Raw genomic sequence first — 14,355 nt, forward strand, 5'->3', positions numbered from 1 at the left:
CGCCATCCGCACTTGCCAGTAGCCTTACGCCCGACACCCGCGCGCGCATGCGGAATGACGGAATTTCACCGCCCGAACGAGGGTGCTCCACCGGTTCTCGACGCCCCCCGACGCAAGCGCTTGCCATGTACTCGGCAAAGCGAAGTCTCAGGGACCCCCGTCATCCCCAGGTATGACGCAGCGTCGCCGGGTCCGACCCGAGTCGCCCCCCGGAACCGGAACTGCGACTGACTACACGGGCATCTCCGGCCCCCACGATGGAACACGTCCCCTTCCAAGACGTCGTCCCTCGAGGAGAGCCTTCCCGTGACCACCACACCCGTCGCCGGCCGGGCCACCGAAACCGTGGCCGCACGCGCCACGGACCTGTCGAAGATCTACGGACAGGGCGAGACCCAGGTGGTCGCCCTGGACCGGGTCTCCGTCGACTTCCGGCAGGCCGAGTTCACCGCGATCATGGGCCCCTCCGGCTCGGGCAAGTCCACGCTGATGCACTGCGTGGCGGGCCTCGACACCTTCTCCTCCGGCTCGGTGCGCATCGGCGAGACCGAACTCGGCTCGCTCAAGGACAAGCAGCTCACCAAGCTGCGCCGGGACAAGATCGGCTTCATCTTCCAGGCCTTCAACCTGCTGCCGACCCTGACGGCCCTGGAGAACATCACCCTCCCGATGGACATCGCCGGGCGGAAACCGGACAAGCAGTGGCTCGACCGCGTCATCGAGATGGTCGGCCTCCGGGACCGCCTCGGCCACCGCCCCTCGCAGCTCTCCGGCGGCCAGCAGCAGCGAGTCGCCGTGGCCCGTGCCCTCGCCTCCCGGCCCGACATCATCTTCGGCGACGAGCCCACCGGGAACCTCGACTCCCGCTCCGGCGCCGAGGTGCTGGGCTTCCTGCGCAACTCCGTAAGGGAGTTGGGGCAGACCGTCGTCATGGTCACCCACGACCCGGTCGCCGCCGCCTACGCGGACCGCGTCGTCTTCCTCGCCGACGGCAGGATCGTCGACGAGATGTACCGGCCGACGGCCGAGAACGTCCTGGACTTCCTGAAGCAGTTCGACGCGAAGGGCCGCACCAGCTGATGTTCCGCACCGCCCTGCGCAACGTACTCGCGCACAAGGCCAGGCTGCTGATGACCGTGCTCGCCGTGATGCTCGGCGTCGCGTTCGTCTCGGGCACGCTGGTCTTCACCAACACCATCTCCGACGCGTTCCAGAAGAGTTCGGCCAAGGGCTTCGACCAGGTCGACGTGGCCGTGCGGGCCAAGTACCAGGAGGACGAGGGCAACACGGTCGGCAAGACGCCCGAGCTGACCCAGGCGATGCTGGACAAGAGCGCCAGGGTGCCGGGCGCCGCCGACGCCATCGGTGTCGTGAGCGGCTTCACCGCCATCGCCGACAAGAACGGCAAGCTCATCGGCGGCGGCTTCCGCTCCGAGGGCGGCAACTACTGGGGCGGCAAGGACCCGCGCTACCCGCTCAAGGACGGCAGCGCGCCGCACGGCGCGAACCAGGTCGCCATCGACGCGGACACCGCCAGGCGCGCCGGCTACAAGGTCGGCGACACCGTGCGGATCTCCGTGGACGGCCCGGTCCTCAAGCCCGTCATCAGCGGGATCTTCACCACCGACGACGGCAATGTCGCCGCCGGCGGCAGCCTCGCCCTCTTCGACACCGCCACCGCGCAGAAGCAGTTCGGCAAGGCGGGCACGTACGACGAGATCGATGTGAAGGCCGCCTCCGGGACCGCCCAGACCGCGCTGAAGACCTCCCTCGACGGCGCGCTCGGCACCCGGCTCGTCGAGACCACCACCGGCAAGCAGCTCGCCGACGACCAGGCGCAGCAGATCTCGTCGTCGATGAGCGGGCTCAAGCAGGGTCTGCTGGTCTTCGCCGGCATCGCCCTCTTCGTCGGCACGTTCATCATCGCCAACACCTTCACCATGCTGGTCGCCCAGCGCACCAAGGAGCTGGCGCTGCTGCGCGCGGTCGGCGCCTCCCGCCGCCAGGTCACCCGGTCGGTGCTGATCGAGGCGTTCGTGGTGGGCGCGGCCGCGGGCGTCAGCGGCCTCGTCGCGGGCATCGGCATCGGGGCGGCGCTGCGCTCCCTCATGAACACCCTCGGCGCGACGGTCCCGGACGGACCGCTGGTCATCACGCCGGGCACGGTCGCGAGCGCCCTCGCGGTCGGTGTCGTCATCACCATGCTGGCCGCCTGGCTGCCCGGTCGGCGGGCCGCGAAGATCCCGCCGGTGGCCGCGATGAGCAGCGTGCATGCGAAGGCGACGACCAAGTCGCTGGTGCTGCGCAACACGCTGGGCGCGCTGTTCAGCGCCGCGGGCGTGGCGACGGTACTGGCCGCCACGTCGATGAACGGCAGCGACGGCCAGGCCCCGATGGGGCTCGGCGCGGTCCTGCTGATCATCGGCGTCTTCATCCTCACGCCGCTGCTGTCCCGCCCGCTGATCGGGGCCGCCGCACCGGTGCTGCGCGTCTTCGGCGTCTCCGGCAAGCTGGCCCGGCAGAACTCGGTGCGCAACCCGCGCCGTACGGCCGCCACCGCCTCCGCGCTGATGATCGGCCTCACCCTGATCACCGGCATGACGGTGATGGCGGGGAGCCTGCAGAAGTCCATCGACAAGATGGCGAGTTCGGCGATCCGCGCGGACTACGTGGTCTCCATGGCGAACGGCAACGAGCTCTCGCCCGACGTCGACAAGAAGGTCTCCGCCACGGAAGGCGTCACCGCCACCAGCCCGCTGCGCAACGTCTATTCGCGCATCGACGGCACGGGCGAGTCCCTGACCGGCGTGACCGGATCGGCGATCGGCGAGCTCACCGACCTGAAGCTCGACAGCGGTACCTTCAAGGTCGGCGGCACTCAGGCCGTCGTCGACAAGGAGACCGCCAAGTCCCACGGCTGGAAGGCGGGTTCGTCCTTCACCGCGCACTACGAGGACGGCAGGTCCTCGCGTCTGACGGTCTCCGGCGTCTACGAGGGCAACGAGCTGATCCGGGGCATCCTGCTCGACAGCGCCGTCGTCACCCCGCACGTGAAGGACCCCGGCGACATGCAGGTCCTGGTGAAGACCGCCGACGGCGCGTCCGGCGCGACCAAGGACCGGCTGGAGAAGGCGCTCGGCTCCAACCCGGCCATCAAGGTCCAGGACAAGAAGGACCTCTCCAACAGCATCGCGCAGACCTTCACGCTGATCCTGAACATGGTCTACGGCCTGCTCGCCATGGCGGTGGTCGTCGCGGTCCTCGGGGTCATCAACACCCTGGCCATGTCGGTCTTCGAGCGCTCCCAGGAGATCGGGATGCTTCGCGCGATCGGCCTGGACCGCAAGTCCGTCAAGCGGATGGTCCGTCTGGAGTCCCTGGTGATCTCCCTGTTCGGCGGGGTGCTCGGCATCGGCCTGGGCGTCTTCTTCGGCTGGGCGGCCGGCGAACTGCTCGGCACGAAGATGCCGACGTACGAACTGGTCCTGCCCTGGACCCGGATGGCGGTCTTCCTCCTGCTGGCCGCCACGGTCGGAGTCCTCGCCGCCCTCTGGCCGGCCCGCCGCGCGGCCCGCCTGAACATGCTGTCGGCCATCAAGTCCGACTAGCGGCACGGCAGTCGGGGCCCCGTCCGGCCACCGGACGGGGCCCCTTCGCACCTACGCGCCTCAGACACCCCAGGTCCGGGCGCGCAGCGGCATCCCGGACGCGCCGCCCTCCGGAGTGCGCACCGCCAGCACCTGGTTGACGCCGATGCGGTTGCGCTCGAAGGAGAGCGCGGAGGCGGCCATGTACAGCCGCCAGACGCGGGCCCGGCCCGCCCCGGCCAGCCGCACCGCGCGTGCCCAGTCGGCCTCCAGGTTGTCCACCCAGCGGCGCAGGGTGAGCCCGTAGTGCTCGCGGAGCGCCTCGACGTCCCGCACCTCGAACCCGGCCCGCTCCAGCTGGGTGACGGTGGTCCCGACCGGGGCGAGCTCCCCGTCGGGGAACACGTACGCGTCGATGAACTCGTCCACGTTGTACGACGATTCGTCGCGCTGCGGACGACGGCCGATCTGGTGGTTGAGCAGCCGCCCGCCGGGCCGCAGCAGCCGGTACAGGTCCTGCGCGTACTCCAGGTACCGGTCGGCGCCCACGTGTTCGGCCATGCCGATGGAGGAGATGGCGTCGTAGGGCCCGTCGGCGACGTCCCGGTAGTCCTGCACCCTGATCTCCACCAGGTCGGTCAGACCCCCGTCGGCGGCCCGTTTACGGGCGTACGCGGCCTGTTCCTGGGAAAGGGTGATGCCGACGACGCGCACGCCGTACTCGCGGGCCGCGTGCAGGGCCAACGAGCCCCAGCCGCAGCCGACGTCCAGCAGCCGCTGACCCTCCGTCAGCCCGAGCTTGCGGCAGACGAGATCGAGCTTGTCGCGCTGGGCCTGTTCGAGCGTGGCGTCCGGGGCGGCCCAGTAGGCGCACGAGTAGACCATCGACGGGCCGAGGACGATCTCGTAGAAGTCGTTGCCGACGTCGTAGTGGTGGCTGATGGCGCGTCTGTCGGTGCGCTTGGTGTGCAGATGGGCGCGGGCCCTGCGGACCTCCTCGCGGGGCGGCGCGGGCGGCAGCGGCAGCCCGGCGATCTTCACGAGCCCCCGGGCGGCGGCCCGTACCTTCGGGTCCCGCAGCGCCTGCAGCAGGGTCCTGGCGCCCTCCCCGCGCTCCCAGACGAGCTCCGCCATCAGGTCCAGGGCCTGGTACAGATCGCCCTCGATCTCCAGGTCCCCGGCGACCCAGGCCCGGGCCAGCCCCAGCTCCCCCGGCTTCCACAGCAGCCGGCGCACCGCCCGGCGGTTGCGCACGACCAGCGCCGGTGCGTCCGGCGGCCCCGCCTGCGAACCGTCCCAGGCGCGGATCCGCACCGGCAACGGCACTCCCAGCAACTGCTCGACGAGGCTCTTCAGCCGCAGCGCGGCGTCAGCCATGGCGCACACCTCCGTGACGAGATCCCGGAATGTCCCATACCCACGAAAACATCGTTGAGGTGGCCGCGCAGTCCCCCACGGCTGTTACGGATCAGAAAAAACCCGAAGGGCCTCCCGCACCACGGATGGCGGGAGGCCCTTCGGTTCGTTCAGCGACCGGAAACCGGTCAGGAGGCCTTGGCCTCGGTCTTCTTCGGCTCGGCGGCCGGCACCGGACGGGCGGCCTCGTAGAACTCCTCGCGCGGGTGCTCCATCGCGCCGAGGGAGACGACCTCGCGCTTGAGGAACATGCCGAGGGTCCAGTCGGCGAAGACGCGGACCTTGCGGTTCCAGGTCGGCATCGCGAGGCCGTGGTAGCCACGGTGCATGTACCAGGCGAGACGGCCCTTGAGCTTGATCTTCATCTTGCCCATGACGATCATCGCGACGCCCTTGTGGAGGCCGAGACCGGCCACCGCGCCCTTGTTGGCGTGGCTGTAGTCCTTCTGCGGGAAGCCCCGCATACCGGAGATCACGTTGTCGCCGAGGACCTTGGCCTGGCGCAGCGCGTGCTGGGCGTTCGGCGGGCACCAGGCGTTCTCGTTGCCCGCCTTGCGGCCGACGAGGTCCGGGACCTGGGCGTTGTCGCCGGCGGCCCAGATGTAGTCGGTGCCCTTGACCTGGAGGGTCGGCTCGCAGTCGACGTGACCGCGGGGGCCCAGCGGCAGGCCGTAGCGGGCGAGGGCCGGGTTGGGCTTCACACCGGCGGTCCACACGATGGTGTTGGAGTCGACCTCGAGGCCGTTCTTGAGCACCACGTGGCCGTCGACGCAGGAGTCCATCGAGGTGGAGAGGTAGATCTCCACACCGCGGCTCTCCAGGTGCTCCTTGCCGTAGGCGCCCAGCTTGGGGCCGACCTCGGGCAGGATCTTGTCGGCTGCGTCGACGAGGATGAAGCGCATGTCCTCGCGGGAGACGTTCTTGTAGTACTTGGCCGCGTCGCGGGCCAGGTCCTCGACCTCACCGATGGTCTCGGCACCGGCGAAGCCGCCGCCGATGAAGACGAAGGTGAGCGCCTTGCGGCGGATCTCCTCGTCGGTGGTGGAGTCGGCCTTGTCCAGCTGCTCGAGGACGTGGTTGCGCAGGCCGATGGCCTCCTCGATGCCCTTCATGCCGATGCCCTGCTCGGCGAGGCCGGGGATCGGGAAGGTGCGGGAGACCGCGCCGAGCGCGATCACCAGGTAGTCGAAGGGCAGCTCGTACGCCTCGCCGACCAGCGGGGCGATCGTGGCGACCTTGCGGTCCTGGTCGATGGTGGTGACCCGGCCGGTGAGGACCTCCGCCTTCGGCAGCACGCGTCGCAGCGGGACGACGACGTGGCGCGGGGAGATGTTGCCGGCGGCGGTTTCGGGGAGGAAGGGCTGGTAGGTCATGTACGACCGGGGGTCGACGACCGTGACGGTCGCCTCTCCGTAGCGCATCTTCTTCTGGATGCGCCGAGCTGCGTACAGGCCTACGTACCCACCGCCTACTACGAGGATCCTGGGACGCTCCGTGGTGCTCATGGCATCGAGTATCCACCCGCCCCAGGGGGGTCGCTCGTGCGCCCCTTCACAAGCTCTTGCAGGGGGTGTGTTATCCTGCGCGACCCGCGTGACGTGGATCATGATCGTGCGGGGAACCCCCCGCCCGGTACGACCCGTTGTCAATGCCGCGTGAGCAGCCTCTCCGGCCTGATGACGCTCTCGTGAGCGGCCCGAAACAACCCCCCGGAAGCCCCTTCCCCTACCCCCCTACACGCTCCCATTGAACGTGTTCAAGGGCCTGTTGGACCCCCGGAAGGCCCAAGCGGGGCCTTTTCGTGGTTCGACACGGTGGAATTCCTTGTGAAGAACTTCACGAACTTTCCCGGCGGCGTGTCGCCGAAGGGCCCGCGAGGGCCCCTCGATCATGCTCAGACGCTACCCGACCTGCTCGTCCGAGTGCTACCGATCAGTAACAAACGAGACCTACGCCACCGACCACGCGATGCCGTCGAGGATGTCGTGCTCGCTGACGACGACCTCCCCCGCACCGGTCCGCTCCATGATCGACAGCAGGACGAGGGCCCCGGCGGCGATGACGTCGACCCGGCCCGGATGCATGGACGGTACGGCGGCCCGCTCGGCGTGGGTGGAGTGCAGCAGCCAGTGGGTGATCTCCCGGACGCGTTCGAGGGAGACCCGCGAGTGGTGGATGCGGGCGGAGTCGTACTCGGGCAGTTCCTGGGCGATGGCCGAGACGGTCGTCACCGACCCCGCGAGCCCGACCAGGGTGCGCGCCTCACGCAGCGGGACCGTCTCCTCGGCGAGGTCCAGGGCCCGCTCGATGTCGGCCCGCATGGCGGCGACCTGCTCCTCGGTGGGCGGGTCGGTCACGGCGCCCTCCCGGACCAGGTGCCGCTCGGTCATCCGGACGCAGCCGACGTCCACGGAACGGGCCGCCCGCACGTGCTCCTCACCGACCACGAACTCGGTGGACCCGCCGCCGATGTCCACGACCAGGTACGGCCTGTCGAGGTGGTCGGCGCCGGCCAGCTCCCGGGTCGCCCCGGTGAAGGAGAACTCGGCCTCCTGGTCACCGGAGATGACCTCCGGCTCCACGCCCAGGATGTCGAGGACCCCGCGCACGAACTCGTCCCGGTTCTCGGCGTCCCGGGAGGCGGAGGTGGCCACGAACCGCAGCCGCTCGGCGCCGTGCTCCTTGATGACGGCCGCGTACTCGCGGCAGGCGGCGAAGGTCCGCTCCAGCGCCTCGGGCGCGAGCCGCCCGGTCCGGTCGACGCCCTGCCCGAGCCGCACGATGGTCATGCGCCGGTCCAGATCGACGAGCTCCCCGGTCCGGGGGTCCGCGTCGGCGACGAGCAGCCGGATGGAGTTCGTACCGCAGTCGACGGCGGCGACACGGGTCACTGGGCGTCTCCCTCGCTCGGCTTCACGTCCCGGCCGACGGGCCGGGAGGCGAAGTAGCCCGTGCCGTCCTCGGAGACGTCGGTCTGCCATCCCTCGCCGGCCGGCGGCCCCAAGGGCGTCACGCAGGCGCCCTTGCGCCACCACTCGGGCAGCATCGCCAGTGCCTCGTCGCCGAGCGGGTTCACACCCGGGCCCGCGGCCAGCGAGTGGGCCACCAGGACGTGCAGGCACTTCACCCGGTCCGGCATGCCGCCGGCGCTGGGGAAGCCGGTCAGCTCCTCGATCTCGTCCCGGCGCCGCACGTAGTCCTCGTGCGCGGCACGGTACGCGGCGGCCAGCTCGGGATCCGTCCCCAGCCGCTCCGTCATCTCCTTCATCACCCCGTTCGCCTCCAGCGTGCCGATGGCGGAGTTCGCCTTGGGGCACGTCAGGTAGTACAGGGTGGGGAAGGGGGTGCCGTCGGGAAGGCGGGGCGCCGTCTCCACGACGTCCGGCTGCCCGCACGGGCACCGGTGGGCGATGGCGCGCAGGCCGCGCGGCGGACGCCCGAGCTGCTGCTTGAAGGCCGCGACGTCCGCGTCGGTGGGCTCGGTGCGCGGGGTGGTCGGCGGAGGCGTTTCCACTACGAACTTGTCTCTCTCGTCACGTCACTGGTCGGAGGCGTCGGACTTGTCGACCCCGTACCAGACATTGGCGTACCAGGGCCGGTCGGCGGCCCCGAGGTCGGCGCGGGACTGCTTGGCCGCGTCCGGGTCGATCACGACGTACCCCGTCTCGCCCGGCATCACATAGTGCAGCCGCTGCCGGATCTGCTGCTCGGCGTACGCGTCGTCCTGCCAGCGCGCCTTGAGGTCGCGCAGCTGCTCGACCCGCTGTCGCTCCTGTTGCTGCTGCCGCTCCAGGTCGGAGATCTGGGCGCGCTGGGAGACGTACTGGCGCATCGGATAGGCCAGCGCCACCACCAGCGTGCACACCACGAGCGCGAGCAGGGCCGCGCGGCCGGTGAGGCGGGAGCGGCGGGCCTGGCGCCGGGTCTGGGAGCGGTAGACACGGGCGGCGGTCTGCTCGCCGAGCAGCCGCAGTCTGGTCGCGGTGGAGAACCGGTCCCGGTCCTTCACGGCCATGTTCCCCGCCTCCCGTCACACGTGCGTACGTCCCCGCACACGGTACGGGACCGGTACGGGGACGTACGTACGACTGGCTAAGGCTCAGCCCCGTAAGGATCAGCCGTCGACGGTGCTCAGCCCTTGGCGCTCAGCCCTGCGTGCTCAGCCCTTGAAGCGCGGGAACGCGCTGCGGCCCGCGTACACCGCCGCGTCGTCGAGGATCTCCTCGATGCGCAGCAGCTGGTTGTACTTGGCGACGCGCTCGGAGCGGGCCGGGGCGCCGGTCTTGATCTGGCCGCAGTTGGTGGCGACGGCCAGGTCGGCGATGGTGACGTCCTCGGTCTCGCCGGAACGGTGCGACATCATGCACTTGAAGCCGTTGCGCTGGGCGAGCTCGACGGCGTCCAGGGTCTCGGTCAGCGAGCCGATCTGGTTCACCTTCACGAGCAGGGCGTTCGCGGTGCCCTCCTCGATGCCGCGGGCGAGGCGCTCGGGGTTGGTGACGAACAGGTCGTCGCCGACGATCTGGACCTTGTCGCCGAGCTTGTCGGTGAGCACCTTCCAGCCGGCCCAGTCGTCCTCGAACAGCGGGTCCTCGATGGAGACCAGCGGGTAGGCGGCGACGAGCTCCTCGTAGTACTCGGTCATCTCGGCGGCCGAGCGGGACTTGCCCTCGAACTCGTACTTGCCGTCCTTGTAGAACTCGGACGCGGCGACGTCGAGCGCGAGCGCGATCTGCTCGCCCGGGACGTACCCGGCCTGCTTGATCGCCTCGAGGATGAGGTCGAGGGCGGCGCGGTTGGACTCGAGGTTCGGGGCGAAGCCGCCCTCGTCGCCGAGGCCGGTGGCCAGGCCCTTGCCCTTCAGGACCTTCTTCAGGGTGTGGTAGACCTCGGCACCCCAGCGCAGCGCCTCGGAGAAGGACTCCGCGCCGATCGGGGCGATCATGAACTCCTGGATGTCCACGTTGGAGTCGGCGTGCGAGCCGCCGTTCAGGATGTTCATCATCGGCACCGGCAGCAGGTGCGCGTTCGGACCGCCCAGGTAGCGGAAGAGCGGGAGGTCGCTGGCCTCGGAGGCGGCGTGGGCGACGGCGAGGGAGACGCCGAGGATGGCGTTGGCGCCGAGGGAGCCCTTGTTGTCGGTGGCGTCCAGGTCGAACATCGCCTGGTCGATCAGGCGCTGCTCGGTGGCGTCGTACCCGACCAGCTCCGGGCCGATCTGCTCGATGACGGCGAGGACGGCCTTCTCGACGCCCTTGCCCTGGTAGCGGTTGGGGTCACCGTCGCGGAGCTCGATGGCCTCGAAGGCACCCGTGGAGGCGCCGGACGGGACGGCGGCACGACCCGTGCTGCCGTCGTCGAGGCCGACCTCGACCTCGACCGTGGGGTTGCCTCGGGAGTCCAGGATTTCCCGGGCTACGACGACGTCGATGGACGGCACGAGCATCTCCTTCTTCCATGTGACGCGGCTGTGCAGCGCCGCGGTGGCTCTGCGAGACGAGCCTAACCGCCCAAGGCCGATCGGCCACGCCGCCGACCACCTCTTGGGCAGAACCGAGAGTAAATTGTTTCTGAACGGAACAAAGAGGGTGGGGCGCTCCCGCGTGAAAACGGCGCGAGCACCCGCGCGCGAGCACCCGCGCATGAAAAAGCCCCGCCCCGGTGCGTACGGGGGAACACGCACCGGAGCGGGGAGCCCGTGGGGACGGGGGAGGCCCTCACATGTCCTCCACACTGGGGGACACGGCTGTCAGGGCCCTGTCGTTCAGCTATTACTTCAGGTGCAGCTGCTGACCCGGGTAGATCAGGTTGGCGTCGCTGATGATGTCCTTGTTCAGCTCGAACAGCTTCTTCCAACCGCCCTTGACGCCGTGCTTGGCGGCGATGGAGCTGAGGGTGTCACCCTTGACGACCTTGTACTCGCCGTCGCCCTTCTTGACCTTCTTGCCGGTCGGGGTGGTGACGGTCTTCTGGCTCTTGTGGGTCTTGACGGCCGGACGCTCGGAGGAGCGGGAGGCGGCCTTCGACTCGGTCGAGCGGTTCGTGCTGCCGCTGGAGGCGCTCGCGCCGTTGTAGGCGGCGCCGGACAGGCCCTTGCCGCAGACCGGCCAGGCACCCTTGCCCTGGGAGGCGAGGACCTTCTCGGCGACGGCTATCTGCTGCGCCTTGCTGGCCTGGTTGGCCTGCGGGGCGTAGGCGGTGCCGCCGTACGCGGCCCAGGTGGAGGCGGAGAACTGCAGGCCGCCGTAGTAACCGTTGCCGGTGTTGATGGACCAGTTGCCGCCCGACTCGCACTGGGCGACCGCGTCCCACTCGGAGGCGGTGGCGGCGGAGGCGTTGCCGGCCGCCATCAGCGGAGCGGCGATGGCGACACCGGTGACACCGGCGAGCGCGGCGGCACGGGTGGCCTTGGACGGACGGCGGTGCTTGCCCTTGCTGGAAAACAGCATGGTTGATCCCCTCACCGACGCCTGCGAGGTGAGCTGTCGGGTTCGGGCCGGTTGAGTTGCCCGGACGCGTCCTCGCTTCCGCGAGACGCGGCTCCACCCCAAGCCGCCACCGTCAACTGCCCGGTGGGGCACTTACCTTGGGTCCCCCGCTCCTGCCTACGGCGCTGTCAAGCGACGACTGTTCCCGTACGGCCACTGGCAGGATTCGGCGTTGCGGCCGTCGGGGCTCGGATTGCCGAGCGGTGAAGACCGTAGACACGGAATCGGCGGAATTTCAAAGACGATCAGGGCTTCTGAGACTCATCCCACACTTTCGCCAAACCGGACATTCAGCGCGAAATATGACGTGAACTCCCGTCTTTTTCCGCCCCGTTCGCCCCTTATTCAACCGGAAGGTCGAGCGTCTGACCGGCGGAGACGTGGTTCGGGTCGGTACCGATGGCCTGCTTGTTCGCGCCGTAGAGCGCGCGCCATCCGCCGTCCAGGCCAAGGCTGTCGGCGATGGAGCCGAGGGTGTCGCCGGCGCGCACGGTGTACGTGCCACCCTTGGCGCTCTCGGTCACGGCCTCCTCGGCACTCGCGCCGCGGTGCCGTCCGGTGCCCGTATCGGAGGCGACGGCGCCGGTGTCGACGAGGCTCCAAGAGCCCACCGCCTGCTGCTCATTGTCCGAGTCGTCGCTTTTCGACCGACCTGTCGACGGGCTGTCGGCCGCCCGCGAATCCGAGGGGGACGCGGAAGGCGAGGTCGAGTTGTCCGATTTGCTGGACTTGCCCGCCGAAGCGGAGGGAGAGCCGGTGGAGGCGGAGGGCGACGGCGAGCCGTCCGTCGAGGAGGAGTCACCCGCCGAGTCGCCCGAGGAGTTGGACAGACCCGTGGAGCCGGACCCGTTCGAGGTGTCGGACGAACCGGATGAACCGGACGAACCGCCGGACACACCGGTGTCGATGTCCACCGATGCCGAGTCCTTGGTCAGCCCGGAGGTCAGTCCACAGGTGTGGAAGGCGCCGACGCCCTCGGCATCGAGGATCTTCTCGGCGACGGCTATCTGCTGGTTGCGGCTGGCGAGGTCGGGGCGCTCGGCGTAGTCGAGGCCGCCGTACTTGTCCCAGTCGTCCTGGGTCAGGTTCAGGCCGCCGTAGAAGCCGCCGCTGTTCTCGCTCCAGGAGCCGCCGGTCTCGCAGTTCGCCACCTTGTCCCACGTGGTCCCGTCGGCCGCGTTCGCGCTCGCCGCACCGAGGAGCGGGATGGCGATGGCGGAGCCGGTCACGCCGGCCGCGACGAGCAGGGCCGGAGCCTGGCGGGGGCGACGGTGACGACCGTTCCCGGAGAGCATGTGCAGGGCCTTTCGCGAGACAGCACTGAACACGGCGCGTGAAGCATGGGCCAGGCCCTGGCGCCGCTGTTGATCCGTGAACGTATCGTCAGACGATCACTTGTCACAAGTTAATGCCGCGTAGATCACGTGAAGATCACAGACTTGAGCGCGTGTCATGTTTGTCCGGCGTTTGTCCGGCGGTGTCTCCTCACCCGGCCGGGGTGAACTCCACCGGAAGCGTGCGCAGTCCGCGCATGATGAGCCCGCCGCGCCACCTCAACTCGGCCGGGTCGGCACCGAGTTGCAGATCCGGCAGCCGGGTGAGCAGCGTGGCCAGCGCGGTCTGGCCCTCCAGCCGGGCCAGTGGGGCGCCGAGACAGTAGTGGATGCCGTGACCGTAGCCGAGGTGTTGGTTGTCACGCCGGGCGAGGTCGAGGGTGTCGGGGTCGGCGAACCGCTCCGGGTCCCGGTCCGCGGCGGCCAGGACGACGAGAACCGGGTCGCCGGCCGCGATGTGCTGTCCGCCGATGGTGAGGGGTTCGGTGGCGAACCGCCAGGTCGCCAGCTCCACCGGGCCGTCGTAGCGCAGGAGTTCCTCGACGGCGGTCGCGAGCAGACCCTCTTCGCCGGCCGCGAGGGAGGTCTGGAGGGCTCGCCGCTGCTCGGGGTGGGTGAGCAGGGCGTAGGTGCCGTTGCCGATGAGGTTGACGGTGGTCTCGAACCCGGCGAACAGCAGGATGAACGCCATCGCCGCGGCCTCGTTCTCGGTGAGGTGCTCGCCGTGGTCGGAGGCGCGGATGAGCCCGGAGATGAGGTCCTCGCCGGGAGCGGGGTCGTCCGGGAGGGCCTGGCGCTTCTTGTGGATGAGCTCGGCGAGGTATCCCCGCATCTTCTTCACCGACCTCGCGACCCCGCCCCTCGGTCCGCCTCCGTGCCGGATCATCATGCCCGCCCAGTCCCGGAAGTCGTCCTGGTCCTCGCGCGGGACGCCGAGGAGGTCGCAGATCGCGTAGATGGGGAGCGGGAAGGCGAACTCGTGGATGAGGTCCGCTTCCCCCTTCCCCGCGAACCCGTCGATGAGACGGTCCGTCAACTCCTGCACCCGCGGGGCGAACTCGGCGACCCGGCGCGGGGTGAAGGCCTTGCTGACGAGCCGGCGCAGCCGGGTGTGGTCCGGCGGGTCGATGTTGAGCAGATGCGTCATCAGCTCCGCCTTGCGCTCCCCCGGGATACCCGTCCTGCCCCTGGCGTGGGCGGGTTCGTCGTGGTGCGCGGGGTTCTTGGAGAGCCGGCTGTCGGCGAGCGTCTGCTTGGCGTCGGCGTACCGGGTGACCAGCCAGGCCTCGACTCCGCTGGGCAGCGTGGTCCGGTGGACGGGGGCGTGCTCACGCAGCCACGCGTAGGCGGGGTAGGGGTCGGTGGCGAACTCCCAGCTGAAGAGTTCCGGGACGGTGCTGTCGGGAGCGGGATGGCTGGTCACTCCTCGACGGTATCCGGCCGCGGGTACCCGTCCAGACCTCGGTGCCGGGACGACGGGGGACGGCGACGCTACGACGGCGGCCGCGGTGCCAGGGCCGGTGGCGAAAG

Annotated in this window: 11 protein-coding genes and 1 riboswitch; of the genes, 2 read left to right on the plus strand and 9 right to left on the minus strand. The window is 69.8% G+C overall.

Annotation, left to right across the window (positions count from 1 at the left end; all coding sequences use genetic code 11):
- The first annotated feature begins 306 nt into the window (after positions 1 to 306).
- Both ACWCQ1_RS28035 and ACWCQ1_RS28040 read left to right on the plus strand, forming a co-directional pair.
- On the plus strand, positions 307 to 1,080 hold the full coding sequence (locus ACWCQ1_RS28035) for an ABC transporter ATP-binding protein (protein ID WP_133045937.1): 774 nt from the start codon (positions 307 to 309) through the stop codon (positions 1,078 to 1,080).
- Positions 1,080 to 3,608, plus strand: a complete 2,529-nt coding sequence (locus tag ACWCQ1_RS28040) for an ABC transporter permease (protein ID WP_451027632.1) — start codon at positions 1,080 to 1,082, stop codon at positions 3,606 to 3,608. Before ACWCQ1_RS28035 ends, ACWCQ1_RS28040 begins: the two co-directional genes overlap by 1 nt.
- 60 nt (positions 3,609 to 3,668) lie before the next feature.
- Here ACWCQ1_RS28040 and ACWCQ1_RS28045 read toward each other — a convergent pair whose 3' ends face one another.
- From ACWCQ1_RS28045 to ACWCQ1_RS28085, 9 genes are all read right to left on the minus strand, one after another.
- Positions 3,669 to 4,964 carry a class I SAM-dependent methyltransferase gene (locus ACWCQ1_RS28045; RefSeq protein WP_451027633.1) on the minus strand — a complete coding sequence of 432 codons (1,296 nt, stop codon included), beginning with the start codon at positions 4,962 to 4,964 and terminating at the stop codon, positions 3,669 to 3,671.
- A gap of 167 nt (positions 4,965 to 5,131) precedes the next feature.
- A complete protein-coding gene (locus ACWCQ1_RS28050; protein WP_133045933.1) occupies positions 5,132 to 6,508 on the minus strand; it encodes an NAD(P)/FAD-dependent oxidoreductase in 1,377 nt (458 codons plus the stop codon).
- Between the two features lie 444 nt (positions 6,509 to 6,952).
- A complete protein-coding gene (locus tag ACWCQ1_RS28055) occupies positions 6,953 to 7,894 on the minus strand; it encodes a Ppx/GppA phosphatase family protein (RefSeq protein WP_451027634.1) in 942 nt (313 codons plus the stop codon).
- The gene (locus tag ACWCQ1_RS28060) at positions 7,891 to 8,517 is read right to left on the minus strand and encodes a DUF501 domain-containing protein (RefSeq protein ID WP_358592768.1); all 627 of its coding nucleotides are present in this window, start codon (positions 8,515 to 8,517) and stop codon (positions 7,891 to 7,893) included. Before ACWCQ1_RS28060 ends, ACWCQ1_RS28055 begins: the two co-directional genes overlap by 4 nt.
- 24 nt (positions 8,518 to 8,541) lie before the next feature.
- Entirely contained in the window at positions 8,542 to 9,018 is a 477-nt protein-coding gene (locus ACWCQ1_RS28065; protein ID WP_133045930.1) for an FtsB family cell division protein, read from the minus strand.
- A gap of 144 nt (positions 9,019 to 9,162) precedes the next feature.
- Entirely contained in the window at positions 9,163 to 10,449 is a 1,287-nt protein-coding gene (gene eno, locus ACWCQ1_RS28070) for a phosphopyruvate hydratase (RefSeq protein WP_133045929.1), read from the minus strand.
- Between the two features lie 325 nt (positions 10,450 to 10,774).
- Complete coding sequence (locus ACWCQ1_RS28075; protein WP_133045928.1) at positions 10,775 to 11,452, minus strand: transglycosylase family protein; 678 nt, start codon at positions 11,450 to 11,452, stop codon at positions 10,775 to 10,777.
- Between the two features lie 3 nt (positions 11,453 to 11,455).
- A riboswitch (cyclic di-AMP (ydaO/yuaA leader) is annotated at positions 11,456 to 11,626 on the minus strand.
- Between the two features lie 206 nt (positions 11,627 to 11,832).
- Positions 11,833 to 12,786 carry a LysM peptidoglycan-binding domain-containing protein gene (locus ACWCQ1_RS28080; RefSeq protein ID WP_451027635.1) on the minus strand — a complete coding sequence of 318 codons (954 nt, stop codon included), beginning with the start codon at positions 12,784 to 12,786 and terminating at the stop codon, positions 11,833 to 11,835.
- A 190-nt stretch (positions 12,787 to 12,976) separates the two neighbouring features.
- On the minus strand, positions 12,977 to 14,248 hold the full coding sequence (locus tag ACWCQ1_RS28085; RefSeq protein ID WP_133045926.1) for a cytochrome P450 family protein: 1,272 nt from the start codon (positions 14,246 to 14,248) through the stop codon (positions 12,977 to 12,979).
- Between the last annotated feature and the right edge of the window lie 107 nt (positions 14,249 to 14,355).

This window comes from Streptomyces sp. NPDC002144 (assembly GCF_053593695.1).

Excerpts from the sequence above, each read along its gene's own strand:
- ACWCQ1_RS28045 (WP_451027633.1), bottom strand. The coding sequence starts at position 4,964 with ATGGCTGACGCCGCGCTGCGGCTGAAGAGCCTCGTCGAGCAGTTGCTG.
- ACWCQ1_RS28040 (WP_451027632.1), top strand. The coding sequence starts at position 1,080 with ATGTTCCGCACCGCCCTGCGCAACGTACTCGCGCACAAGGCCAGGCTG.
- ACWCQ1_RS28065 (WP_133045930.1), bottom strand. The coding sequence starts at position 9,018 with ATGGCCGTGAAGGACCGGGACCGGTTCTCCACCGCGACCAGACTGCGG.
- ACWCQ1_RS28050 (WP_133045933.1), bottom strand. The coding sequence starts at position 6,508 with ATGAGCACCACGGAGCGTCCCAGGATCCTCGTAGTAGGCGGTGGGTAC.
- ACWCQ1_RS28080 (WP_451027635.1), bottom strand. The coding sequence starts at position 12,786 with ATGCTCTCCGGGAACGGTCGTCACCGTCGCCCCCGCCAGGCTCCGGCC.
- eno (WP_133045929.1), bottom strand. The coding sequence starts at position 10,449 with ATGCTCGTGCCGTCCATCGACGTCGTCGTAGCCCGGGAAATCCTGGAC.
- ACWCQ1_RS28075 (WP_133045928.1), bottom strand. The coding sequence starts at position 11,452 with ATGCTGTTTTCCAGCAAGGGCAAGCACCGCCGTCCGTCCAAGGCCACC.